Below are 24427 nucleotides of genomic sequence, written 5' to 3' on the forward strand. Positions count from 1 at the left end.
CGATGGGCGCCGTGCGTGCCTACGTCGTGGCCGGTGCGCCGGCCACCGGCAAGAGCGTGCTCGGCGCCGCGCTCGCCCGGGCCGCCGGCGCCGCGCCGCTCGACCAGGACGTGCTCACCGGGCCGCTGACCGCCGTCGTGGCCGGGCTGGTCGGCGCCGCGCCCGCTGATCTCGATGATCCCCGGGTACGGTCAGCCACCCGCGACGCCACCTATGCCGCGTTGATCGACACCGCGGCCGGCTGCCTGGCGGCGGGCGTGTCGGTGGTACTGATCGCCCCGTTCTCGTCGGAGCGCTCCGACCCGGTTGCATGGAACGCACTGAGCGACCGCCTCGGTGCACCCGACGGTATTGCCCTGATCTGGACAACCTGCCCGCCAGCGGAGGTGGCCCGCCGGCTCACCGAGCGCGCCGCGCCGCGTGACCGACGCAAGATCGCCGATCTCACCGCTTTTCTCCGCTCCGGCGTCCTCGACCCGCCCGCCGTGCCGCACGTGGCCGTCGACACCACCGCTCCGCTCGCGCACCAGGTCACAGCGGCGCTGACCGGCACCGGCGCGCTGGCGCCCGGCCGGTAGCCTGCCAAAGGTTTCTCGAAGGAGGCCCCCTTGCTCATCGCCACCCCGAACATCACCGTCGACCGGACGGTGCGCCTGCCCGAGCTGCGGCTCGGCAGCGTGCTCCGGCCGCCCCGACCAGCGGTGACGGCCGGCGGCAAGGGCCTCAACGTGGGCCGGGTGGCGGCCGCCTTCGGGCGCCGGGCCACGCTGCTGGCCTTCGAACCCGATGACGACGCCGTGCTCATCCGCCGGCTGTTCGCCGCCGAGCCCGTCGACCTGGTCGGTGTGCCGGTGGCCGGCGACGTCCGGGTCGCCACCATCTACCTGGAGGACTCGGGCCGCGTGACGGTGCTCAACGAGCCGGGCCCGGAGATCTCCGGCGAGGCGTGGCGGCGTTACGAGGAGGCGATCGCCGCCGAGTTGGCCAGCGGCCGGCACCGCACGCTGGTGTGCTCGGGCAGCCTGCCGCCGGGCGTGCCGGACGACGGGTACGGGCGGCTGGTGGGCATCGGGCACCGGTTCGGCGTACAGGTGATCGTCGACGCGGCGCGGGCGGCGCTCGCGGACGCGGTGGCCGCCGGTCCGGACATTGTCACGCCCAACCTCGCGGAGGCGGCCGGTGTTCTCTGGGGGCATCCGGATGAGGAAGTGCACGACGGTGACCCGGAGGTACCCGAGCGGGCCCAGCGGGCGGTGCGCGAGCTGTGCGCCCGGGGTGCCCGGTCGGCGGCCGTGACCGCCGGAGCCGCGGGTACCGCCTACGGCGACGCGGCGAGCGTGACCTGGGTGCCCACCGTCCAGGTGCCGGTGGTCAACCCGATCGGGGCCGGCGACTCGTTCGTCGGCGGACTGGTCGAGGCGTGGGAAACGGGCGTCAGCGGTACAGCTGCGATCATCTTCGCGGTCGCGACGGCGACCGCGTCGGTCGAGCAGGAACTGGCCGGCGGGGTCGACCCCGCGCGGGCGCGCGAGCTGGCCGCGCTCGTGGCCGCGGCGGCCGAGCGGCGCGTGGGGGCGTGATGTCTTCCCGGCGGCCGACGCTGCGCGATGTGTCCTCGCTGGCGGGGGTGAGCGCGAAGACCGTCTCGCGTGTCATCAACGACGACCCGGCCGTGGCGCCCGGCACCGCGGAGAAGGTCCAGGCGGCGATCCGCGAGCTGGGGTTCTTCCCGAATCCGGTGGCGCGCTCGCTGCGGGTCGGGCGCGACGACGCGGTGGGCCTCGTGGTCGAGAACATCGCCGACCCGTTTTTCGCCGAGGTCACCAGCGCGGTCGAGGAGGTGGCGCGGGAGCGGGGCATGTTCGTGGTGATCGCGAGCGCCGGGTACGCCCCCGAGAACGAGCGCGTGGTCGTCGACGGCCTCACCAACCGCCGGGTCGCGGGGCTGATCATCACGCCGACCTCCGGCGACCACTCGTACCTGGGGCACGGGCACTCGCGGTTGCCGACCGTGTTCGTCGACCGGCCGCCGATCCAGCACGACGCCGACACCGTGCTCGCCGACAACGAGGGCGGCGCCCGCCTCGCCACGCGGCATTTGATCGACCACGGGCACCGGCGGGTGGCGTTCATCGGCGATCGGCTGCACATCTACACGACGCGGCTGCGGTACCAGGGCTTCCGCGCGGCGATGCTGGACGCGGGATTGCAGGTGGACGAGCGGCTGGTGCGCGTCGATGCGATGGGCGCGCAGAACTCGACCGCCGCGACCGTAGAGCTCCTCACATCCGACCCGAATCCCACCGCGGTCATCTCGGCGAATGCACGGACCTCGCTCGGAGTGGTGAAGGCACTGCACCAGGAGGATCGCACCGACATTGCCCACGTGAGCTTCGACGACTTCCAGGGCGCCGAGTCGCTCAACCCGCCGGTGACGGCTGTCTACCAGGACCCGCAGGCGCTGGGTCGCCAGGCGGCGGAGCTGCTCTTCGACCGCCTGAACGGCGACGACACACCGCCGAGGCGGGTGGTGCTCCCGGTACGCCTGATCGTCCGCGGCTCCGGCGAGCTCCCGCCCGCGCCCATGCCCACGCTCCCGTGATCAGGGCTGTGAACGCTCCGAGTCGCATCCGCCGTCGTGGGCGAGCGCCGCGCGGCGACTCGGACCGTTCATCCCTCACGTCGCTCTAACGACTTCAGGGACGCCCTGATCACGGTTTAGGCCAGTAGGGAACGCAAGCCCGCGTCGACGTCCACGTAACCGCCCTCGCGGCCGCGCGGCACGATGCTCAGCATGTCCGCGGCGAACTGGCACAAAGGTGCCCTGGGCAGGTCGATCGCCAGCATGTCCCGGCCGTTGCGCAGGATGATGCTGACCACGCTGGCGCCCGGCTCGGTGCCGATGACCACGTCGCCCTCGCCCGCCTGGCCGGTCAGGCCCGCGAGCAGAAGATCACGCGCGAACACCCAACAGGACGCGTCGGACGCGTCGGCGCTGACGATGACATGCACGGCGTACGGGTCCTCCGCGGCGTACCCGAGCCCGATCGTCACCGATCCATCGACCGTGGCCGAGTACGCGTGACCCATCATCATCTGCCACGCCGATCGCTTCCTCCATCTCACGATCGTTGAATACGGTCCCCGAAGGGCGTCGGATGAATATTGGAGGTGATCGGCGGCACAAGTCGGGCGGATACCCACCGCACCGGGCACCCCGGGATGGCAGTCTTGACCGATGCGGACCCGCACCGATGTGATCGAAGACCTTATGGGTCGCTTTCCCCACATTCCCCGCGAGGCGGCGCTAAAGGAAGATCTGCTGCGCGGTGGTATGGCGTTCGACGAGTCGGTACTGACCGACGGCGACGACGGCACGGTGAAGCCCAAGTCGTACTTCATCTTCTCCTTCGACCACCGCACCCTCCCCGAGCTGGGCGAGGCGGCGCTGCGCCGGCCGCCGGAGGAGGTCGTGCTGACCGGCGGGCCGTACGAGCTGCGCCGCACAGTCGTATCGGTGCGGGTCAACCCCGACTCCCCGTACCGCGTACAGGCCGACGCCGACGGCGTGGCCCGGCTCTTCCTCGACGGGCGGCCGATCGCCGACGTCGGGCTCCCGCCGATGCCGGACTACTACCGGCACACGCTCGCCAACGGCAAGTCGGTCATGGAGGTCGCGCCGACCATCCAGTGGGGCTACCTGATCTACCTGACGGTGTTCCGCGTCTGCCAGTACTTCGGCGCCAAGGAGGAGTGCCAGTACTGCGACATCAACCACAACTGGCGCCAGCACAAGGCAGCCGGCCGGCCGTACACCGGAGTCAAGCCGGTCGACGAGGTGCTCGAGGCGCTCGCGATCATCAACAAGTACGACACGGCGCAGAGCTCGCACGCGTACACGCTGACCGGGGGCAGCGTCACGTCGAAGGTGGACGGGCTGGCCGAGGCCGACTTCTACGGGCGGTACGCGAAGGCGATCGAGGAGCGTTTCCCGGGCCGGTGGATCGGCAAGGTGGTGGCGCAGGCGCTGCCCAGGGCCGATGTGCAGCGGTTCCACGACTACGGCATCCGCATTTATCACCCCAACTACGAAGTGTGGGACAAGCGCCTTTTTGAGCTGTACTGCCCGGGGAAGGAGCGGTACGTCGGGCGGGAGGAGTGGCACCGCCGCATCCTCGACTCGGCGGAGATCTTCGGGCCCCGCAACGTCATCCCCAACTTCGTGGCCGGCATCGAGATGGCCGAGCCGTTCGGGTTCCGGACGGTGGACGAGGCAATCGAGTCGACAACCGAGGGGCTTCAGTACTTCATGTCTCGGGGCATTCTGCCGCGGTTCACCACGTGGTGCCCCGAGCCGACCACGCCATTGGGTCGGACCAATCCTCAGGGCGCTCCGCTGGAGTACCACATCCGGCTGCTGGAGGCGTACCGCGCGACCATGGAGGCCAACGGCCTCACCTCGCCGCCCGGATACGGGCCACCCGGGGCGGGGCGCGCGGTGTTCTCGGTGAGCTCCTTCATGGACACGCTGCCCGCTTCGGACACCTTGCCCGCTTCGGATACGGTTCCCGCGTGATCTTGGTTTTCTCGCGGACCACCGGGTTCCGGCACGACTCCATCCCGGCGGGCATCGAGACCGTGCGCTCGTTCGGGTACCCCGTCGACGCCACCGAGGACCCCGACTGGTTCACGCCGGAGCGGCTCAGCCGGTACCAGGCAGTCGTCTTCATGAACACGAACGGCACCGTGCTCGACGACGCCGGCCGCAGGGCATTCGAGGAGTATGTGCGGGGCGGTGGCGGGTTCATGGGAGTGCATTCGGCGACCGCGACCGAGTACAACTGGCCGTTCTACGGCGAGCATGTCGGTGCGTTCTTCGACCAGCACCCCGAGGTGCAACCGGCCACGGTCACCGTGGTCGACCACGACCACCCCGCCACCGCGCACCTGCCCGCCACGTGGTCCCGCGTCGACGAGTGGTACGACTTCCGCACCCGCCCCGACGCGCGGGTACTGCTGCGGCTCGACGAGACGACGTACTCGGGCGGCGGGATGGGCGCGGACCACCCGCTGGCCTGGTGCCACGAGCACGGCGGCGGCCGGGCTTTTTACACGGCGCTCGGCCACACGATCGAGGGGTACGACGAGCCCGCGTTCCGCGAGCACCTGCTAGGCGGCCTCCGCTGGGCCGCCACCCTGCCCTAACGCCGCCCCCTCGCCGAACGGCGCGCCGTTCGGCGAACGGCGGGCTCCTCGTCGATCGGCCCGCCCTTCGCCGATCGGCGCTCCTCGCTGAACGGCGGGCTCCTCGCCGATCGGCGCGCTCCTCGCCGATCGGCGCGCTCCTCGCCGATCGGCGCGCTCCTCGCCGATCGGCGGGCTCCTCGTCGATCAAGGGCAAACGCACGTGGTTCGATCTCAAAACCGCGTGCATTTGCCCTTGATCGACACGAATGGCCTTGATCGGCGCACGCCGGCCGCACGCCCGGCGCACGCCCGGCGCGGGCAGCGCGACGCGGGGCTCAGCGGCGGCCGACCGCCGCGTACGTGGACAGCCGCTCCGGGTCCGGCACCTCGACCTCCGGGCGCCACTCCGCCACGAACACCAGCCCAGGATCGATCAGCTCGAACTCCTCGAAGAACGCCAGCACCTCCGGCCGCGTCCGCATCGTCATCACGTCGGCGCCCTTGGCGTATCCGCCGTCGAACGTCTCCTTCAGCAACTCGGTGCTATCGGTGCGCCGCCCGTCCTGGGTGACCTGGGTGAGCGCCAGGTAGCTGCCCGGTGTGAGCACCTCCCGGTACCGCCGGATCGCACCGAGCGGCTCGTCGCCCGGAAGCTGGTGCAATACGCCGACCACCAGGAGTCCAACCGGCTCGGCGAAGTCGATGAGCTTGCCGACCACCGGGTGCCCGAGCACCGTCTCCGTGTCGCGCAGGTCGGCGCGGATGATCCCGGCCAGCGGGTTCTCGGCCAGCATCGCCGTACTGTGCGCCACCGCGATGGGGTCGACGTCGACGTAGACCACGCGCGCGTCGGGCGCGGCGCGCTGCGCGATCTCGTGGACGTTGCCGACCGTCGGGACACCGGAGCCCAGGTCGAGGAACTGCCGGACGCCCACCTCCACCAGGTGCTGCACCGCGCGCCGCAGGAACGCCCGGTTGGCCCGCATCGTCTCCGCCACGTCGGGCTTGACCGCGACCAGCCGCTGCGCCATCTCGCGATCGACCGCGAAGTTGTGGCTGCCGCCGAGGAAGTAGTCGTACACCCGGGCCGGGCTGGGGGCGTCGAGGTCAAGCTCGCGGTACCAGGACTGCTCCACGCCGCAAGACTAACCCGGTCGGTGCCCTGGACACGGCCAACCGGCCGGGCCACGATTAGGCGAATGGGCATCGATGAATCCACATCTCGACGGGCGTTCATCACCTCAGCCACCGCGATGGCCGCAACACCGCTGGTCGCGGGCTCATTGGCCGGTGCGGCGCCCGCCCAGGCAGCCGGGTCAGCCCAGGTCGCGGGGTCACCCCCCGGGCCGGGCCGCCCCCTCACCCCTCAGCGGCCCAGCCGCGCTCTCCGGGCGCTGCTGGCCGACATTGACCCGAGGCGCATCGAGGCAATCGTGCGCCGGCTCGCGGCATTCGGCACGCGGCACACGCTGTCCAGTCAGGACGATCCGGCCCGCGGCATCGGAGCGGCACGTGACTGGATCTACGAGCAATTCGTCGGGTACGCCGGTGCATCTGGTGGTCGCATGACCGTCGAGAAGCAGTCGTACCTCCAAGAGGCGGCACCGCCCCGCATCCCCACGCCCACGGTCATCACGAACGTGGTGGCGACCCTGCGCGGCACGACCTCGCCAGAGCGCGTCTACGTGGTGTCCGGACACTACGACTCGCGCGTCACCGACGTACTCAACGCGACCGCCGACGCCCCCGGCGCCAACGACGACGCGTCCGGCGTGGCGGTGGCGCTGGAGCTCGCACGCCTCATGGCCAGCCGCCCGATCGAGGCGACCGTGGTGTTCACCGCGGTGGCCGGCGAGGAGCAGGGGCTGTTCGGCTCGGCGTTCCAGGCTCGGCAGTACAAGGCGGCCGGCGCCGATGTGCAGGGCATGTTCAGCGACGACATCGTCGGCAGCAGCACCGCCGACGATGGCACACGCGACCGGCGTACGGTGCGCCTGTTCGTCGAGGGCGTGCCGACCTCGGAGACGCCGGAGCAGGCGACGGTTCGCCAGTCGGTGGGCGGCGAAAACGACTCGCCGTCGCGGCAACTCGGCCGCTTCGTGCGAGACGTGGCCGACAACGACGCCACCGGCATGCGGGTCCGCGTCATCTACCGCCGCGACCGGTACCTGCGCGGCAGCGACCATATCTCCTACCTGCGCGAGGGTTATCCGGCCGCTCGTTTCACCGAGCCGAACGAAGACTTCCGCCACCAGCACCAGGATGTCCGCGTCGAAAACGGCGTGCAGTTCGGCGACCTGCCGGAGTTCTGCGACTTCGAGTACATCGCGCGGGTGGCCCGGGTCAACGGCGCCGCGCTGTGGTCGCTGGCCCAGGCACCGGGCACGCCGCGCTCGGTGCGGATCCTGACGGCCGCACTCACCAATGACACGACGCTACGGTGGACCCGGGGCACCGAGCCGGATCTGGCCGGGTACGAGGTGGTGTGGCGGGAGACGACCGCCCCGGAATGGACCCATGTGATCCCGGTCGGCGACGTGACCGAGGCGACGATCGACCTGTCGAAAGACAACGTCTTCTTCGGCGTCCGCGCGGTAGACCGCGAAGGCCACCACAGCCCGGTAGCTTTCCCCGTGCCCGCAACCTCCTAACCCCTTTCCCCCTTTTTCGTCGATCAAGGGCGAATGCACGTGGTTTGATCTCTTTTCCACGTGCATTCGCCCTTGATCAATGCGTTCTTCCTTGATCGCGACCAGCAAGGGCGATCTCGTTAATCAGCAACAATCAGGTATCCGACAGGTTTCCTGAATCGCTTATCGCCCAATTCTGGCAACATAAACTGACAATCATTGATCAGATTGTTGCGGGCTCGTCGCTGTCTGTCAGGGGGTGCGGTGATCCAGGTCCTGCTCGGACAGAGAGGCACGCTGTTTCGGGGGGCGCTGGCCACCGTCCTCTCCGCCGAACCCGACCTCACGGTCGTGGCCGAGCTCGACCGCGCCGACGACATCCTGCCCATCGCCACCCGCGAGCGCCCCGACGTCGCGCTCCTCGACGCCAGCCTCCCCGGCCCGGTCACGGTCGGCGAACTCTGCCCAGCCCTGTGCCAGTCGCTGCCCGCCTGCGGAGTACTCATCCTGCTCGACCGGCCAGCGAGCGCCGCCCTCGGCCGCGCGCTCGCCCGGCTGGCGCCGCGCGTCGGATTCATCGGCATCGAGACGTCGACCGGCGACCTGGTCGAGGGCGTGCGGCAGGTCGCCCGCGGCGAGCCGGTGCTCGACGCGCAGCTCGCCGTAGCGGCACTGACCGCCGGCGAGAGCCCACTGACCGACCGCGAACGCGAGGTCTTACGACTCGCGGTCGACGGCACGCCGCCCAGCGAGATCGCCCAGGCGCTCTTCCTGAGCACCGGCACAGTCCGCAACTACCTGTCGCGCATCCTCGCCAAAACCGGCGCCCGCACCCGCATCGAGGCCATCCGCATCGCCCAGGACGCCGGCTGGATCTAAATTTGAGCTACCGCGACGCCCGTCGTGATCCATACCGTCGCTCCCGCGGCCTCACCCTCCGCGCTCCACGACCACACCGCCCGCGCACAGCACGCCCACACCGCCGCGCACAGCACGAGCACACCGCCCGCCCGCAGCGCGTGCCACCCCGCCCGCCCGCGCGCAGCGCGCGCACCCAGCCCGCCCGCGCGCAGCGCGCACACCCCGCGTATCAGCGCCGGAGTCAGGCGGGCAGCGCCCGCCGATCAAGGAGATCTTCATCGATCAAGGGCAAAAACACGCGGAAAGAGATCCAATCACGTGCATTCGCCCTTGATCGGCGCAACCGGCGTGGCGACACGCCGTGCCGCGCCCGCCGGGCGGCGCCCGCGCGCGGATCGGAGATCACAGCACGTGCATTCGCCCTTGATCGGCGCAACCGGCGTGGCGACACGCCGTGCCGCGCCCGCCGGGCGGCGCCCGCGCGTGGATCGGAGATCAAAGCACGTGCGTTCGCCCTTGATCGGCGGCGCACGGCGCGGGGCGCGGTGCACGGCGCGGGGCACGGCGCACGGCGCGGGGCGCGGTGCACGGCGCGGGGCGCGGTGCACGGCGCGGGGCGCGGGGCGCGGCGCGGGGCGCGGTGCACGGCGCGGGGCGCGGTGCACGGCGCGGGGCGCGGTGCACGGCGCGGGGCGGGGCGGCGCGGCGCGGCGAGTGAGGGGGACGCGGGGCGAGGCTCGTGGGAGCGGAGCGCGGAGGCGGGCGCGCGGAGAGCGAGGAGGACGCGGCGGCGAGGACGTGGGGCGAGGGTTGCCGGTCGGGCGGTGGTCTGTGGAAAGGGTCAGACCGCGTGCGGTTGGCCTTGGTCGGCGGGGTCGGAGGGCCAGGCCCGCCGCAAAGCGGGCAGCCCGGGCAGCGCGGACGGCTTGACGGGCGGGGACGGTCGGGCGGGCGTGGGGGACGCGCCCGCGATCAGGCCCGGGTGCCAGAGGCCGTGGAGTTCGCGGTACAGCGGATTGCGGCTCAGCAGCGCCGCATGGGTGCCCAGATCCGGGCTGACCCCGTCCAGGACCAGGATGCGCCGCGCGCGCTCCGCCGACGTTACCCGGTGAGCGATGACGATCAGCGTGCCCTCGCGCGCGGCGAACGCCTCCTCGGCCACCCGTTCGGCGGCCGGGTCGAGGTGGCAGGTCGCTTCGTCCAGGACCACGAGCGGCGCGGGCGACAAGTATGCCCGGGCGAGGGCGATCAGCTGCCGCTCCCCCGCTGACAGCTCGTCGGGCCGGACCGGCGCCTCCATGCCGCCGAGCCGATCGACCAGAGTGGACGCACCCACGGCTTCGACCGCCGCCTCGACCTCCACTGTGGACGCGCCAGGTCGCAGGTACAGCAGGTTTTCCCTTACCGTGCCGGCGAACACGTACGCCTCTTGCGGGATCAGCACCCGGGTCCCGGGCATCACACCGGCTGGCGCCCCACCGACCAGTATCGAGCCTGAGGCCGGACTCAGCAGCCCGCAGACCAGGCTCGCCATAGTGGACTTTCCGATCCCGCTGGGCCCGACGATCGCCAGGTGATCCCCCTCGGGGAGGATGAGGTCGAGGTCGCGGAGCACCGGCTCGGCGTGCGGCCCGTACCGGAACGTCACTCCGCGCAATACCACGTCGTACCCCCGCGCCGCCACCGGCCGCGGCGCGCTCGCGGTGACCACAGTGGACGCGGTCAGGATTCGGTCCAATGTGACCACGAACCGCAGCCCGCTGCCGCCCAGTCCCGACATCAGGCGGCTCAACGCGGGCTGGAGTGCGAACAGCACATACGTCAGCGCGCCCATGATGGCGCCGGCGGTGAGCCCGCGGCGCACCAACCACGGGCCGGCGGCCAGGACGACGACGAGCGGGAGCCAGCCGCCCACGGCGAAACACAGCGTGCGCAGTGCCGCGGTGCCGGCGAGGGCGCGCTCAGCGGCCGCCTGTTCGCGGATCGGGCCGGCGACCATCGCGGCCGCGTGCTCCTCGGCTCCCCGCGCCACCACGTCGCGGACGCCGGCGAGTACCGCTCCGGCGGTGGCCGACAACCGCTCGTCGGTGCGCACCGCCGCCCGTTGCCGCTCCGCCGCGAACCCTAACGTCGCCACGAACGCGGCCACGCCGAGCACGAACGGAGGCAGTATCAGCAGCCCGATCACCGGCGCCACCGACATCAGGCCCACGGCCGCGCCCACCACCGTCACCACGAAGCCGCGCACGACGACGATCAGGCCGGCGTACGTGTCGCGCACGATCTCCACCTGCCGCGTGAGCCGCACGACCGCGCCGTCGTCGGGCTGGCCCGCGACGGCCCGCCGCAGCGCACCCCCGACCACTCGCCGGACGAGTTCGTCGCGGAACGGCTCGACCACGTCGCCGAGCCGCCGAAACACCTGCCGCGCCCCGATCGCGCCGACACCCGCGGCGAGCAGCAGCACGCCGAGCCAAGCCAGGCCCACCACCGGCCGCCCCGCGAGGAATCCACTGTCGACGGCCCGCGCCACCGCGACGCCGAGCAGCGCCGACGGCAACGCCTCCGGCACCGACCACGCGGCCAGCGCCAGCAACGGCCGGCGCGGCAACGCCGCCAGCCCGAACCGCAGGGCGTTCACACGAACACCGCCCGGTAGTCGGGATCGTCGCACAGCGCGGCGTGGGAGCCCACCGCGCGCACGCGCCCGGCGTCGAGCCACACCACGAGGTCCGCGCGCGAAGCGGTCGCCGCGCGGTGCGTGACAATCAATCTGGTACGCCCACGGCCGTCAGCCGTCAACGTGCGGCTGATCTGCATCTCCGTAACGGTGTCCAAACTGGACGTCGCGTCGTCGAGTACCAGCAACCGCTCCGCATGCCACGCACGCGCGAGCCCGAGCCGCTGCCGCTCCCCGCCGGACATCGGGGCGTCCGCCAGCGGTGTGTCGTACCCGAGTGGGAGCCGGCTGACGAAGTCGTCGGCGTGCGTGGCGAGCGCGGCACCGCGTACCCGATCGCGCGCAAGCCCGAGCCCGACGGCGTCGGCGACTGTCCCGCCAATCAGGACCGGCCGTTCGAACGCGCAGCCCACGGCCGCGCGTAGCGCGCCGTGGCTGAGGTCGGTCAGCGGCACCCCGTCGAGCCGCACCTCGCCCTCGTCGGGGTCGCGGAGCCGGGCCGCGACCGCGGCGAGCACGGACTTTCCCGCACCGGACCGGCCGACGACGGCGACCGCGGCCCCACCGGGCACCGCCAGGTCGACGCCGTCGAGCAGCGTGGCGTCGCCGGATCGCACGGCGACACCGCGAAACTCCAGCCGGCCCGGACCGGGCGGAAGCGCCGCTGGTCCATATTGGATGGTCGGGCGCGCCAGCACCTCGCCGACGCGGTGCAGGGCAGCGCGCGCCCGGGCGAGACCCGCGAGGGTACCGGTGAGGCCGCCGAGCCCCGCGCCGATCACCGCGTAGCGTCCGGCCGCGAAGAGGTCTCCGGCGCTGATCCGCCCGGCGGCCAGCGCGAGGCCGCCGGCCGCGAGCACCGCGACCAGGACGAGCGGGCCGGCGGCGGCCGCCTGCCCGCTGGAGCGCGCCAACACCCGCCAGGTCCGCTCACCCTCGGCGCGCAGGTCCGCGAGCGGCGCGAGCACGCGGCGCTCCTCACGTTCCGTAGTGCCGGCGGCGGCGATGGTACGTGCACCGCCGAGCGCCTCGGTCAAGCGCGCCGCGATCCGGCCCTGCGCCCGCTGGTAAGCACCGACCACCTCCGCGGTGCGCCGAGTGAATGCTCTGAGCACCGCACCGACCAGCGCCAGCCCGCAGAGGAACGCCAGCGCCAGCCACGGGTCGATGAGCGTCAGCAGCACGAGGCTGCCCGCGGGCGGGAGGATCGCGGTCGCGACGCTGACGGCGGTGGGGCCGGCCTGGGCCGCGTCGACGGCGTTGGCGGAGACCCGGCTGACGAGATCGCCGGCGTCGACGCCTCGACCGGCCGACAGCACGTGCCGCACGAGACGTTCGCGCAGCCAGGCGGCGGCGGTCGCGACGGTGATGGTGCCGGCGTAGGCGCCGAGCAGCTCTCCGGCGACGCCCAGCGCGACAAGCCCTCCCGCGAGGGCCACCCATGTGCCCGAACCGCCGCCCGCGACGATCGCGTCGATCGCCCGGCCCAGCACAGCCGGCAGCGCGAGCGTCACGGCAGTACCCGACAGGGCGGCGACCGCGACGAACGGCAGCCATCGGCCACCGCGCCGCGCTACCGCCCCGAACGACGCCGTCGTCACATAGACTCCATTTCACGGCGCCGCGGCCCCGGACAACCGACACTTGTCCGGGACCGCGGCTTCGTTGTCACGACTCCGCTGTCAGTGCTCGCGGATCATGGGTGAAACGGTCACTTGCAGAGCAGGACGCTCAGGTCGCTTTCGCCGCACAGGGTGACGCTGAGCTCGCTGCCGCCACACGAGTGCTTGCTGTTGCTGCTGTCCGCCGCGAGTTCGGGGCTCGGGGTGTCCATGCCTTGCAGGTCGAGCAGTGCCATGGTGGCACTCCTTTCAGGGAAGGGGGGATATCCGACCCGCGCCGGCTGGCGCGGGGGTCTGTGGGGCGGCGCCGGCCGCCTCCGGCGCCGAGCGCCGCGTGGGCGGCAGCATCGGCAGGTGTACCGGTGTGTCGTGCAGCGCCGCTCCGAGGGCGAGAAGCACGCCGGCGGTGCCGGTGGCCAGGTCCATGGAAAGGCGAAGCAGGGCGGTGCCGGGGAAGGCGAGCCCGCCGCCGTACGGGATGGCATGCCAGGCGAGCCCGCGCACCTGCTTCCCGACTCGCGGGTCAGCCGCTGGATCGGCTGAGCGGCCAGCCAGGTAGAGCAGGATGCCGGACCGTCCAGTGTGGAGTCCAGGTAGGACGTACATCGTGGACTGTGCGGCGAGCTCGATGCCCGGCACCGCCGCCGCGAACTGGTCGTCGTGGCGCCGCGCCAGGTACTCGTCGAGCACCATGCCGATGCCGACGCTGCCGACGTCCAGGTACGGCAGGGTGCGCCAGCCCTCGTTGACGTGCAGTACCCCGTTGTCGCGCTTGACGCAGCGACGCAGGTCCTGCCGCAGCGCGGTCGCCGCCTTGTCCAGCAACGCCGTGTCGCCGGTGTCGTCGTACGCGCGCATCAGTAGCAGCGCCGCGCCGGCTGAGCCGCGCATCAGCCCGGCATACGGATTCTCGCGCCCGCTGACCTCCGGTACCGAGTCTTCGTCGCCGAGCCGGTCGGCGACCAGTTCGACGGCCCGGTGCGCGGCGATCCGCAGCGCCGGCTCGCCGGTGCGGTCAGCGAGGTGGAGGAGGTTGAGGCCCACGCCGGCCAGCCCGCCCTGCAGGTCGGAGCCGAGCGCCGTCCAGTCCTCCCGGAGGCAGAGGTCGACCACGTCGAGGGCGGCCTGGCGGTGCCCGAGGTGGTCGAGCGTGAACGCCGCTCCGTGCAATCCGTCGTAGAGCCCCAAGCGGCTGCCCTCCGGCGGTCGGGTCGCCTTCTTGAGCAGCCACTCCTCCAGTTGCGGGTGGCGGCCGGCGCCGGTGACCGACAGCGCGTACAGCACGCCAGCCGCCCCGTACGCCAGCCCGATCGCGCCGAGCGGGAACTGCTGGATGTCACCAGGGAACAGCCGGTCGGCGCGGTCGGGCGTGGCGCTGGCCAGGATCGCCCGCGCGAGATCGTCGCGCAGGGCCGGCCAGCCCGCGGGGTCGGGTTCGATCCGCGGTGTGGGGGCGGGAACGGTGTCTGTGTCGGGCACAGCCGGAGCAATCACCTCGACGGCCTCGGTGAGAAAGTCGCTTGGCACCGGGAAGTGCTCCGAGATGATCTCGGCCCAATGCCGCGCCTTTGCCCTCGACAGGCCGAGCAGGTTCGCCATCGGCAGGAACAGAGCCAGCCGCAGGCACGCCAACCCGTACCGGTCGACGTCTTGGCCCCGGGTGCCGCGGGGTGCGCTGAAGCCCTGGTTGCCGAGCGCGGGCCGGGTGGCCGTCGCCATCGGTGCCGCCACCTCGAAGTCGAGCAGTGCGGCGGTGCCGTCGTCGCGCACCATCACGTTGAACAGGTGCAGGTCGCCGTAGACGAACCCGCGCTCGTTGACGCCGTGGATCGCCGCTTCGACCTGGCGGTACACGTCGATCGCCCACGCCGCGTACTCGGCCCGCTCGGCCGGCCCGGACGTCGGGTCGGTCAGCGGGTACCGGTACACGATCGCCTTGCTCAGCGGCTGGCCATCGATGTGCTCCATCGCCAGGAACCGGTGCTCCCCCACCGAGAACAGCTCGTACGCCTCGGGGATGCCGGGCACACCGGCCAGCGCGCGCAGCATCTCGTACTCGCGCTCGACACGGCGTACCGCATCATGGCCCCGGGCGTCGATGCCGGCGTGCGGCCGGCCCTCCTTGAGCACGACGGGCGTCCCGGTGCGGGTGTCCGTGCCGGCGTAGATGCCGCCGCCGTTGGAGAAGTGCAGCACACGCTCCACCTTGTACGGCACGTCGGCGAGCGTGACCGCGTTGCGGGCGGCGAAGTGTGGCGCGAGGAAGTCCGGGAGCGTGACCCACGGCGGCAGGTAGAAGACGGGGGTGCGGCGGTCGGGCACGAGCGTGCCGGTGTCGTCGGCGATCGCGGGCACGACCTGGCCGTTGTCGCCGACGCAGTACCGGCTGCTGAACGCCCCGTACCGCACGTACAGCGGGCCGGGCCCCCACCGCAGGTCGCTCAGGATGTAAGGGCTCGGTTCACCGTCGAGCAGTGCTCCGAGCTCTTCGAGGATCGCCTCGCACGCGGCGTCGTCGACCGGGTAGATCGTCACGAGCTTGCCGCTGTATCCGCGCGGTGCGTACTTCGACACCCGTGCGAGCAATGTCGCCGGCGATCGGAGCACTTTGAAGTCGATGCCTCGGGGCATGCAGTAGTCCCAGACCGCACCGATGATGCGCTCCGCGTTGTCGAGGCACGCCGATACGTGGATCTTCCAGCCCTGGTCTGGCAGGTTGGGGTTTCCGGAACGGAACACGATCCAGTCGTCCTGCTCGCGACGCTGCCAACCGTCCGGCAACGCACGCTCGGCGCTGGCGAAGCCCGCTGCGGGCTTGGCGTGCAGGACGTCGTAGAACAACAGGTCGGCCATGCAGAACGCTTCGTATCGATCGTCCATGCCGGCCCCTCACCTTCGTTTCATCGGTGAGTTCATCGTGGCGACGGCAATCGATCCGCTCTAGTGCCCATAGTCACCACTGGACGATGAGGATATCGATCGCTACTCGTGCGTAATTCACGGCCAAAAAGTGTGTAACAACGCGTTTGAAAAACGGCGACGCGGCACCTTCCAGTGCCGCGCCGCTAATCCTATTCAGCATATATGGTTTTGGGTACTACTGCCAGATCCACCCCGCGTCGCGCGCGATGCGAACCGCCTCTATCCGGGTCCGCGCACCGACCTTGCTCAGCGCACGAGACAGGTAATTGCGCACCGTGCCCGGCGACAGGCACAGCTCGCGCGCAATCTCCTTGGCGGGCCACCCCGTGGCCGCTATCTGCAGCACCTGCATCTCCCGGTCGGTGAGGGGATTCGACCGGTTCAGGGCGGCGACCACCAGCTCCGGGTCAGCGACGGGCTCGCCGCCCGCCAACCGGCGCACGCCGGCCACGATCCGATCCGGCGCCACCTGGTGGCCGAGAAATCCGCAGGTGTGCCCCTGATACCGCAGCGCGGCGCTCAAGGCGCGCGCCTCACGAGGGGCGGCCAGCACGAGCGTCCGGCACGGGAAGCGCCGCCCGGCGCCGACCGCCGCCATGTCGACGACCGCGACGTCCGGTTGCAGCGCCTCCGCGCGGCCCCACACGTCGGCAGTCGGCTCGACCTGCGCGACGACGTCGATGTCGGGTTGTGCCGAGAGTACGAACGCCAGCGCGCCGCGTACCAGTCCTCCATCGAGTGCGAGCAAGATACGAATCACGGTGCACATTGAAACATGCCATTGTCTAGGTCGCTTGGTTTCACAACCATCCCTTCTCCCTGGCCACCCGGATGGCCTCCAGCCGGTTGCGGGCCCCGGTCTTGCGCATGATGTCGGACAGCCTGTTCCGCACGGTGCCGTGCGCCAGGTGGAGGCGGGTGGCGATCTCTTTGGGAGGCAGCCCTTCCGCCGCCGCGTTGAGCACGTCGCGCTCCCGCTCGGTGAGCGGATTGGTCGGCGGGTTGAACGCGGCCGCCGCCACCCTCGGGTCGATCACCCGCTCGCCGCGGGCGATCAGCCGCACCAACCGCACGAACCGGTCCGGCGACAGGTCCTTGCTCACGAAACCGAGCACCTCGGCCTCGATCGCCCGCAGCAGCAGGTCCGCGCTCCAGCGGGCGCTCATGGCCAGCACAGCGGCGCCCGGCAGCCGCCGACGCACCCGCGCCACCGCGGTCAGCGCGTCATTCGCATGCTCGTTCACCGCGGTCAGATCAAGATCGACCACGATCACGTCGGGCCGTCCGGTGATCCGCTCGACCGAATCGACCTCGGCCAGGACCTCTACATCACTTTCACTCGACAGCACGGCGCTCAACGCGCTGCGCAACAAACCCATCTCCTCGACGATCACAACCCCGATCACGAGGCGTTCTCCGATCTCCGGTACGCGGATCAGCGCGGGCATGCCACGCCTTGCCCTCGGTGCGCTGCCGCCCGCTACCGCGTGCATTCCACGGAGCAATCTCGGGGTTTCTGACAGTTCACCGGCGGCCTCGGCCGGCTCACGGCAGGTCCCCCTGCCGGGCCCGATCAGGCACACTGGGTACGTCGGAGCGCCGTGCGAGCACGCACGCGGCGTTCCGTTGGTGCTGCTGATCTCAGCCGGGAAGCGGCATGACACCGGGCAACCGGCCGGCACGGAGAAGATGGGTCGGCACAGCGGCCAGCCCGGCACGCGCCTCGGGTCGCCCCGGCGCTTCGCCGGGCACGACCGACGGCAGCGATGGCCCGCCGGCGGCGCCGTGCGCGAGGGAGCAACCGCCGAGGCCACCCGCCGGGGGTGGTGGAGCATCCGGCGCCGGGCGCTGTCCGCCGGCACCTTCATGGGGTACCGCGCTCGGCCACGCCACGTCTCGCCGCGGCCCGGGCACGACGGTCGGACCGCTCGCCTGGACGGTGAGAATCCTGGCCGGTGTGGCGATCGCCGCGACCGGTGCGGCGGGCGCGGTAGCCGGGTCAGCGCCGAGCGGCGGCTCCTCGACGATGGATGGACTGCCTGGCGGCGCGGCACCCACGCCACCGACCACCGGTCCGACGACGTCACTGCCCACCTCGCCGACTACCCCGGCCACACCACCGAGGACAGGTCCAAGGACCGGACCGAGAACGGCACCCGTGACGGAGTCCACGCCGCCTATCACCGGATCGAGCACCGCGTTCACCGATCCGAGCACCGCTCCGACCGGCTCGACCACCACACCGGTGACCGCACCGATCGTGCCTGCGCCGGTGCCCACAATTGGCTCGAGCACCGCTCCGACCGGCTCGAGTCCAGTGCTCGCGACTGGCTCATGGATCGCACCGACCACCGTGCCGAGCTCCGCGCCCATGACAGATCGAGGTACCAGATCCGCAACCGGCTCCGTCACCGCGCCCACATCGAGGTCGACGCCGGTGACCGATACCGCGTCCTCCAGAACCGGAACGCCCACGCTGCCGCCGGCCGCGGACCCGGCGCTGCCGACCACGTCCCCTCGCTCGGTCCCGTCCGAGCTCACCAGCCCGGTATCGACCGGCCGGTCCGGAACCGATCCCACCGCGGACGGCGGCTGCTCCCGAGGCGGCGCCTCCGACCTGGGCTCGGATGGCCGGTCGGGCGCGGGCGGATCGGTGGTGGGGACATCCGGGGCGGGCACCTCGGGCAGGTCCACGGGGAGATCGACATCCACCGCCGCGGTCAGCCCGCCGAGGAGCCCCCGCTCTCCCCCACCGTCGGCAGCGCGCGCCGGCGACGACGCCAACAGTCCACACACGACGTACGCAGCCACGGCCGCGCCTGCCACGATGAGCAGGCGCAGCACCGTCCTGGAGAGCGTCGAGCTGGACATCAGGGCCGAAACTACCAACGCTCACACAAGGTCGCACGTCGATGGCTCATTGTTGACGTGACACCGCCTCCCCTGGAGAGGCCTCGATCCGTGCGATGACCTCCCCTTCCTTGCGAAACGTCACGGTTTGCCGTTCACCCGTTGGGTTGACGACCGCAAGGGTGGGCCTGGCCTCGTCTCCGAACGCCAAACCGTACGGTGCGTCCGCGGTCACCGCCGCTTGCGGTGCGCCGAAAGCCGCCAGCATTCGTACGTAATACCCGACCATCGCGCGACTCGTGCTGTCCTCGCGGGGCGGGTTCTGGCCAAGGCGGCGCAACGCCGCGTCCGGATCGGCCGCGGCCAGGTCGGCCGCGAACAGATCGCCCCAGACGCGGGGACGAGCCACCGCGCGGTCGAGCGCCGCCGATCGGTCGCGCGCCGCTTCGGGGTTCGCACGGTACAGCGAGCCGAACGTCACCGGCAGCATCTGGATCCCCTCGATCGACTCGGGACGCGGATCGAAGAACGTCGCGTAGTCGATTTTGGCGTCCCAGACAATGCCGGCGACCCGGTGCGAGTACCCCTCGGGGTGATCGAGGCCCATTCCGAGCCAGTACATCCGAGCGGTGGCCGCCTCCATCGCGTAGTGCGTGGCGCCCAGTTCGACGAGATCGTCCTGGCCGCGCACCAGGCCCCAGCGCACCACCGCCTCCCACGCGGCGACCGCCTCGCTCGACGACTCCTGGTTGTTGCCGTCGGCGAACGGTGCGAAGCCCGACGCCGCCGACCGCCCCAGGTACGGGTTGAACACGCGGAACGGAGGGAAGCCGGGCGCACCGCCCGTGTACTCGCGCGCGATCAGGTCGACCGCGCCGCCGTACTCGCGCAGGAACCCCTTGTCGGCCGCGGCCAGCACCGCCGCCGCCCGCACCAGATAGCCGTACTGGAAGTGGTGGTCGTTGTAGTCCTCGCTACCGAACTCGGGCGGCACCGCGATGAGCCCGCCCCATGTCTTGTCGTACGTGAAGTAACGGCCGTCGCCCGGCCCGCGATACGTGAGCCAGTCGACGAGTTGCGGACGCAACCGGTCGAGCGCCTCCGCGCGCCGCCGCTCGTCGTCGACGCCCTGCGCGACCTGCGCGATCGTGGCCAGCCGGCCCAGTTCCTTCATGCCGAAGTAGCTGCCGCCGTCACCCGGCTTGGCGGCCAGGTCCCGGTCGAGGTCGGCGACGATCTCGGAGCGCGCTCGCCCGGGCAGCGGTATCGAGGGCGCCTCGGTGAGTAGGCCCGGCATCGGTGCACTTACCCGGATTTCATCGGCCTCCACCACCGACATCGCACCGAGCGCGTCGGCGTATTGCCCCGCCATCTCCCGGCCACCGCTCCCGCGCTGATGCGGCAGCAGCGCCCACACGCCCGGCCCGCCACCGCGCCGTTTCGCGGTCAGCGTCTGGGTGACCGTGCCGGCCGCGCGGTCGTACGCCATCGCCGCGGTCGTGGTCTCGACCGGATGGGCGGCCGCGTCCTTCACAGCGGCGTCCCACGCCGCACGATCGGCGCCGTCGGGCACCTTCGCGACCGCGATCCGCCCGTCACGCGCGCCGGTGGCGACCAACCGATCCCCATCACGGCGCCAGCTTCCCCCGTCGGCGACGAAGTCCCACCCATCGGCATGGGCTACCTGACCATCCACAGTGGCTTCCGGGGCGGTCAGCGCGGGCTCGGTGCCATCGAAGCGCAGGTACAGGATCGGACTGCCCTGTACGAGCCTGGCCTCGACTGAGCCGGCACGCAGTACGACATGGAACGCTCCATATTCGACGACCCGCAGCTCGCCGATCGGCCCGCCCGCCGTGACAGCCGGTTCGAACGGGGTGACCACCGCGTTGGCCGACGCCGCCGGCGGCCCCGAACTGACCTGAAATCCCTCAGGCGCCGCACGAACCGCCAGCGGATGTGTCCACAGTGGCTGGCTGAGCGGGCCCGTGAGCGCCGACGTCCACCACTGGTTGGTCGGCAGTGCCTGGCTCTTCAGGTCGCCGCCGGCCTGCGCCGGCGGCTTCGACGGCATGGCGCCACTGCCGGCGAAGCCGGCGGGACCGCCGGGATCGGGCTTCGCGATCGTCGCTGGCGGTGCCGCTTCCCGGTCCGGCTCCGCGCCGGACGTGCATCCGAAAAGCAGCACGAGTACCGCCAGCGCCGCGGTCGCCCTCACTTGGCGCTGTTGACCGCGGGGGTGCCACCGACGGCCGTCTTGGTGTCCACTGTGGCGGTGAACGGCAGCCCCGGCACCAGGGAGCGCACCGTGTTCACCTCGGAGCCATCCGGCACGAGCACGACCGTGAAGCCGCCGCCGGACGGGTCATTGCCGACCCGCGGCACCACGCGTTCGAGGCGCGCGACGATGGGCTTGTCGAGCCCGTCCGCGGTGACGCGGGCACTCATGCCGAGCCGCAGCCGGCGCAGTTCGTCGACCGACGTGCTTGCCTGGAACGTCAGCCGCGCCGGGTCGTACATGGTGACGACCGGCTGGCCCGGGGTGGCGACGCCGCCGGTGGTGACGTTGACCTCGGAGATGATGCCGTCGATGGGCGCCTTCAACACGCGGTCCTCGGGATCGCCGTCCGGCGCCGTGACGGTCACCTCGGCCAGCTCGTCACCCGCGGACACCTGGTTCTGCGGCGCGACGCCCACAGTGGACACCGTGCCCGCGGCGGCGGTGCCAACCGGTACCGGATCGGCCGTCAGGACCGCGTTTCCAAGCTCGACGTAGGCGCGGGCGGCGAGCCGGTCGCGGGCAATGTACGTGCCGCCCGCGACCGCCGCCGCGATCAGGACCAGGACCACGACGGTGGTGCGCAGCCCGCGCAGGAAGCCGCGCAGGCGGGACGGCCGGTTCGACGTCGCCGCATACGTCTGTTCGCTCCGAGATGGCGCCTGAGGCAATGGAATCTTTTCGGTCGTGTCATTGCTCATGATTGCTCTCCCTCTCAGCGGGTCATGCTCGGTACGCTGGCCACACCGACCGCGGAGCGGCTCTGCTCCTCCCTCTCGTGCGCGATGGTGTCGTCGACCGCCGGGCCGCCCGCCACCGCCTCGATGACCATCCGGCCGAGGATCACCACGTGCATCGCCGCCCACGCGGCGGACAGCCAGGTCGGCGGCGGATCCGCCATGACCGCGAGGCCGACGGCGATCGCGGTGGCGTTCAAGGTCAGGAGCGCCACGTGCGACATCACCACCCACAGCGACCGGGCGCCGGATCCGGCGTTCGTCGCGCGCCAGACCGCGGGCCGGTTACGCAGCGTCGCCCACAGCGCCCTCGCGTGTACCGGTGCCGCGCCGATGCTGGCGACGATGGCGGACGCCTTGAAGCCGCCGGACTGCAGCCACGTGACCAGCAGCACCATGAAGTAGAACGGCAGGTAGTGCGCGGCCCACGTCCAGCCGTCGGCGCGGATCGGGCTGAGCCCGAAGAGCAGGTAGGTCGCGGGCAGCAGCATGAACGTCAACATCGCCACGGACAGCAGGTAGTGCGTGCCGGTGAACAGGTACTGCAGGCGCTGGTCGACGGTGAGCCCGGTGCCGCGACGGAACAGCCGGCCGCGCAGCAGCACCTCGAACCCGCCGCTCGCCCAGCGCAACTGCTGCTTGAAATACGTGGCAACGTCCTGCGGCGCCAGACCACGGGCCAGCACCTGCGGCACGTACGTCGACTTCCAACCGCGTCGGTGCAATCGCAGCGACGTCCAGATATCTTCCGAGTTGCTGCCCGTGGCAATGCCACCGATTTCATCGAGCGCGCTCCGACGAAACATCACGTTCGTACCGACGCAAAAGGCCGCGTTGAACCGGTTCTTGCCCGGACAGACCAGCTCGTAGAAGATCCGCTGCGCCTCGGCGGACCCGCGGGACACCAGGTTGACACGGTTGATGTAGTACTGCGGCGACTGCACGAACGCGACGTCCGAATCCTGGAAGTGCGGCAGCACCTCGATGAGAAAATTCGGCTCGGGCACGTGATCGGCGTCGAAAATGACCACGTACTCGCCACTCGTGCTCGCGAGCGCCGCGTTTACGTTGCCGGCCTTGGCGTGCGCGCGCCCCTCGCGGCGCAGATAGCCGACACCCTCCTCGTCGCAGACCCTGGCCAGATCGTCGCTGCGCCCGTCGTCCAGCACCCACGTCTGGTGCGCCAACTCCATGTCGCGCGCCGCCACGACCGTGCGGCGTACCAGCTCAGGCGCCTCCCCATAGGCCGTGATGAACACGTCGATCGTCGGTGGAGCCGCTCCGGCGCGCAGGCGATTGCGCCACACGGTCGCGTTGACCGGCTCGGGGCGATCATCATGGGCGAGGATCGTCCACCAGGTACCGATCGCGTGCAGCGCGGTCAGCCCTTCCGCGAGCAGCATGGCGGTCCACAGCCAGATCGGACCGCGGTAGGCCGGGTTGAGCAGGAAGAGCTGGTAGAACATCGTGGCGAGCAGGGCCCCGATGATCGCCACCCGTGTCGATCGTTGGAGAGGGCGCCAGGCCAGGCGCTTTTTCGCGGCCACAGTGGTGGTCGGCATGGTGAATCCTCATCTGATCGTCGGCTTCTCAATACGAGGTTTGCCCCGGCGTGTTGCACACCGGTCCCGACGATATGACAAGGCAGTGAATTGACCTTCGCTCGCCTATTGAGCGCGTTAAATCGCCTACATTTTCAGGTCATAGGTTTGATGGGCCGGAAACCGGGAACGACCTGATGGCGCAGTGTCTCGACGACCATTCCCGCAGCTCACGGAGTTCTCGCGGTAACCGTAGTCCAGGTCCCTCACTCCCGCAACCAGAGTGAACGCCCTCACATCGGCCCCATTCCCCCAGCTAAATACCCTTTCCCGCTCCCCCATTTCACATGTAGCCGATTCCGACGCCCCCTCCCGACCTTTTCCGTCGATCCCTCCCCTCTTCCGTCGATCCCTACCCCCCTCTTCCGTCGATCAAGGACGAACGCACGTGGTTGGATCTCTTTTCCGCGTGCGTTTGCCCTTGATCGATGCGGATGTCCTTGATCGATGGTCCGGCTCGGTCCATGGCCGGCTGCGTCGATGGCCGGCTCCGTCGATGCCCCGCTGCGTCGATGGCCGGCTCCGTCGATGGCCGGCTCCGTCGATGCCCGGCTCCGTCGATGCCCGGCTGCGTCGTGGCTGGCCTAGGAAATCGCGGCAATGACCTGCGCTGCCTTGGAATTCGCCGCGACGGCAGCGACCGATGCGGTCTCCCGGCATCCAGCGGCGGTCGAACGTCGCGGCGCGGCGTGATGACCTCGAAGCTCGTGCCGCGTGCCGCCTCCGCCGCGAGATCCACGGGCCGAGCGCTTCAAGAACACGCCGCTCCCGCGACGCGGCGGCTTGCACGGGACCGACACGGCGCAGGCGTGGCCTCACAAGGCAGCGCGGCATAAGGCCGCAGGTGTGAGCCGGCGCCGCGCGAGCCAACGCCGCACGACCGGACGCCGATCGAGGGCTTCTCCAGCGATTAAGAATCCCTGGTGTCAACGGACATCTCGATCTCCGGTTGTGCGGACCGCGGACCTCCGGCTGTGCGGACATGAGTTCTCCGGGTGGGTGGTCACCAGATCTCCGGTTGGGTGGTCAGCTCAGCGGGACCACCCCCTTGCCGGCGAG

Annotated in this window: 19 protein-coding genes; 7 read left to right on the forward strand and 12 right to left on the reverse strand. The window is 71.0% G+C overall.

The window, feature by feature from the left end; all coding sequences use genetic code 11:
- Positions 1 to 2 precede the first annotated feature (2 nt).
- From QMG73_RS34270 to QMG73_RS34280, 3 genes are read left to right on the forward strand one after another with little or no spacing between them, the layout of a single operon-like run.
- Positions 3 to 578 carry an AAA family ATPase gene (locus QMG73_RS34270; protein WP_281902735.1) on the forward strand — a complete coding sequence of 192 codons (576 nt, stop codon included), beginning with the start codon at positions 3 to 5 and terminating at the stop codon, positions 576 to 578.
- A gap of 30 nt (positions 579 to 608) precedes the next feature.
- Positions 609 to 1580, forward strand: a complete 972-nt coding sequence (locus QMG73_RS34275; RefSeq protein ID WP_281902736.1) for a 1-phosphofructokinase family hexose kinase — start codon at positions 609 to 611, stop codon at positions 1578 to 1580.
- Positions 1580 to 2602: a LacI family DNA-binding transcriptional regulator gene (locus QMG73_RS34280; protein WP_281902737.1), complete on the forward strand. Its 1023-nt coding sequence runs from the start codon at positions 1580 to 1582 to the stop codon at positions 2600 to 2602. Before QMG73_RS34275 ends, QMG73_RS34280 begins: the two co-directional genes overlap by 1 nt.
- Positions 2603 to 2718: 116 nt before the next feature.
- Here the strand turns inward: QMG73_RS34280 and QMG73_RS34285 are convergent, their stop codons facing one another.
- The gene (locus tag QMG73_RS34285; protein WP_281902738.1) at positions 2719 to 3126 is read right to left on the reverse strand and encodes an SsgA family sporulation/cell division regulator; all 408 of its coding nucleotides are present in this window, start codon (positions 3124 to 3126) and stop codon (positions 2719 to 2721) included.
- 112 nt (positions 3127 to 3238) lie between these two features.
- On the opposite strand from QMG73_RS34285, the gene QMG73_RS34290 reads away from it, so the two are divergent.
- Together QMG73_RS34290 and QMG73_RS34295 are read left to right on the forward strand one after the other, a co-directional pair.
- Positions 3239 to 4576 (forward strand): radical SAM protein, encoded by a 1338-nt coding sequence (locus QMG73_RS34290; protein WP_281902739.1) that lies wholly within the window; start codon positions 3239 to 3241, stop codon positions 4574 to 4576.
- A complete protein-coding gene (locus tag QMG73_RS34295) occupies positions 4573 to 5205 on the forward strand; it encodes a ThuA domain-containing protein (RefSeq protein WP_281902740.1) in 633 nt (210 codons plus the stop codon). Before QMG73_RS34290 ends, QMG73_RS34295 begins: the two co-directional genes overlap by 4 nt.
- 317 nt (positions 5206 to 5522) lie before the next feature.
- On the opposite strand, the gene QMG73_RS34300 is transcribed toward QMG73_RS34295, so the two are convergent.
- Positions 5523 to 6323: an SAM-dependent methyltransferase gene (locus QMG73_RS34300; RefSeq protein WP_281902741.1), complete on the reverse strand. Its 801-nt coding sequence runs from the start codon at positions 6321 to 6323 to the stop codon at positions 5523 to 5525.
- A gap of 63 nt (positions 6324 to 6386) precedes the next feature.
- Between QMG73_RS34300 and QMG73_RS34305 the strand changes: the two genes are divergently transcribed.
- The gene (locus tag QMG73_RS34305) at positions 6387 to 7838 is read left to right on the forward strand and encodes a M28 family peptidase (RefSeq protein WP_281902742.1); all 1452 of its coding nucleotides are present in this window, start codon (positions 6387 to 6389) and stop codon (positions 7836 to 7838) included.
- Between the two features lie 243 nt (positions 7839 to 8081).
- Positions 8082 to 8696: a response regulator transcription factor gene (locus QMG73_RS34310; protein ID WP_281902743.1), complete on the forward strand. Its 615-nt coding sequence runs from the start codon at positions 8082 to 8084 to the stop codon at positions 8694 to 8696.
- Between the two features lie 823 nt (positions 8697 to 9519).
- On the opposite strand, the gene QMG73_RS34315 is transcribed toward QMG73_RS34310, so the two are convergent.
- The 10 genes from QMG73_RS34315 to QMG73_RS34360 all read right to left on the reverse strand — a co-directional run bounded on the left by QMG73_RS34315 (position 9520) and on the right by QMG73_RS34360 (position 23263).
- Positions 9520 to 11319: an ATP-binding cassette domain-containing protein gene (locus QMG73_RS34315; RefSeq protein ID WP_281902746.1), complete on the reverse strand. Its 1800-nt coding sequence runs from the start codon at positions 11317 to 11319 to the stop codon at positions 9520 to 9522.
- Entirely contained in the window at positions 11316 to 12959 is a 1644-nt protein-coding gene (locus QMG73_RS34320; protein ID WP_281902748.1) for an ABC transporter ATP-binding protein, read from the reverse strand. Before QMG73_RS34320 ends, QMG73_RS34315 begins: the two co-directional genes overlap by 4 nt.
- Positions 12960 to 13069: 110 nt before the next feature.
- Positions 13070 to 13216, reverse strand: a complete 147-nt coding sequence (locus QMG73_RS34325) for a SapB/AmfS family lanthipeptide (protein ID WP_265252054.1) — start codon at positions 13214 to 13216, stop codon at positions 13070 to 13072.
- Positions 13217 to 13229: 13 nt separating this feature from the next.
- The gene (gene lanKC, locus QMG73_RS34330; protein WP_281902750.1) at positions 13230 to 15860 is read right to left on the reverse strand and encodes a class III lanthionine synthetase LanKC; all 2631 of its coding nucleotides are present in this window, start codon (positions 15858 to 15860) and stop codon (positions 13230 to 13232) included.
- A gap of 217 nt (positions 15861 to 16077) precedes the next feature.
- On the reverse strand, positions 16078 to 16662 hold the full coding sequence (locus QMG73_RS34335) for a response regulator transcription factor (protein ID WP_281902752.1): 585 nt from the start codon (positions 16660 to 16662) through the stop codon (positions 16078 to 16080).
- A gap of 40 nt (positions 16663 to 16702) precedes the next feature.
- Positions 16703 to 17350 carry a response regulator transcription factor gene (locus QMG73_RS34340; RefSeq protein WP_281902753.1) on the reverse strand — a complete coding sequence of 216 codons (648 nt, stop codon included), beginning with the start codon at positions 17348 to 17350 and terminating at the stop codon, positions 16703 to 16705.
- A 193-nt stretch (positions 17351 to 17543) separates the two neighbouring features.
- On the reverse strand, positions 17544 to 18773 hold the full coding sequence (locus QMG73_RS34345) for a hypothetical protein (protein WP_281902755.1): 1230 nt from the start codon (positions 18771 to 18773) through the stop codon (positions 17544 to 17546).
- Positions 18774 to 18819: 46 nt separating this feature from the next.
- Positions 18820 to 20970, reverse strand: coding sequence for a glycosyl hydrolase (locus tag QMG73_RS34350; protein ID WP_281902757.1), 2151 nt, complete (start codon positions 20968 to 20970; stop codon positions 18820 to 18822).
- Positions 20967 to 21731: an HlyD family efflux transporter periplasmic adaptor subunit gene (locus tag QMG73_RS34355; protein ID WP_281902759.1), complete on the reverse strand. Its 765-nt coding sequence runs from the start codon at positions 21729 to 21731 to the stop codon at positions 20967 to 20969. The genes QMG73_RS34350 and QMG73_RS34355 overlap by 4 nt, the downstream gene beginning before the upstream one ends.
- Positions 21732 to 21745: 14 nt before the next feature.
- Entirely contained in the window at positions 21746 to 23263 is a 1518-nt protein-coding gene (locus QMG73_RS34360; RefSeq protein WP_281902761.1) for a glycosyltransferase family 2 protein, read from the reverse strand.
- Between the last annotated feature and the right edge of the window lie 1164 nt (positions 23264 to 24427).

Source organism: Phytohabitans aurantiacus (genome assembly GCF_027923225.1).
Lineage (GTDB): Bacteria > Actinomycetota > Actinomycetes > Mycobacteriales > Micromonosporaceae > Phytohabitans > Phytohabitans aurantiacus.